Here is a 1,010-nt window from a genome sequence, read left to right as displayed (position 1 = left end):
TGCATACATCGCGCCTCGCGAGTGGCGATGCCGCCACTGCCTTACCCATAAGTCCTGCACATAGTGCAGGTAGATGTTCGCCAGCAGCGGTGACAAGACCGCGCCTTGTGGCGTACCTGCGTCTGTTTTGGTCTTCCTACCCTCGTCCACTACGCCGCATTTTAGCGTACGCTCCACTATCCGTAGCAGCCGTGGATCGGCGATTCGGTGCTTCAGGAACGTCATCATCCAGTCGTGCTGGAGAGTGTCGAAGAAGCTTTTGATGTCTGCATCCAGCACCCAGTTTACTTTCCGCGAAGCGATGGCTACATAGACGGCATCCAGAGCATGGTGTTGACTGCGCCCGGGCCGGAAGCCATAGCTAAAACCCAAAAAGTCGACCTCATAAATCGCCTCCAATACCCAAACTACTGCCTGTTGAACAACCTTGTCCTCAATCGCGGTAATGCCGATCGGGCGTTGCTGTCCATTCGCCTTGGGTATCCAGATGCGTTTTACGGGCTGGGGTTTGTACCGGTTGGTATGAACGCGTTGGCACAGGTCGGCTATACGGGCTTCAAGACCTTGCCCGTAGTCCTCCCAGCTTACGTCGTCTACGCCTTTGGCTGCTTTGGCATTCAGCGCGTAGTACGCTTGCTGTAGCAGCTCCGGTGTCAGGTGTTTCAGCAGATTGTCGAATCGCTGTTTAGGGCTCTGTTTTGCCGATTGGCGTACTCGAACCAGTCCTGTCAGCGTTTTCCCCACGCTCTGTGTCATGGTCACACTCGCTTTGGTTCTCGTTCCTCTTTGTTAGCGCCCTTCGCTCCACCGACTCCGCCGTTGGCCAGACTACTCAGTGGCCTTCGTTGTTCGCCAGCTTCCTCACTACTATGACGCTATCCGACTTCCTGCATTGCAAAAGGTTCGGGCTACGCTTTTTAGGCTTCCCCGACCCGGTGGCTAAAGACCAACCACGCAACGCAGGACCTCCCGGGTTCCGCGTAAAAGACATCCGTACATGCATCAGGTCT

Annotated in this window: 1 protein-coding gene; it reads right to left on the bottom strand. The window is 55.5% G+C overall.

Features of this window, described 5'->3' with window-relative positions; translation table 11 throughout:
* Positions 1–756: reverse transcriptase domain-containing protein (locus tag WD071_RS04490; RefSeq protein WP_368047146.1), on the bottom strand; the 756-nt coding region annotated here is incomplete at its 3' end.
* Positions 757–1,010 lie beyond the last annotated feature (254 nt).

Origin of the sequence: Pseudohongiella sp., from assembly GCF_040877505.1 — a bacterium.
GTDB lineage: Bacteria > Pseudomonadota > Gammaproteobacteria > Pseudomonadales > Pseudohongiellaceae > Pseudohongiella.
This window is presented reverse-complemented; position numbering and strand designations above follow the sequence as displayed.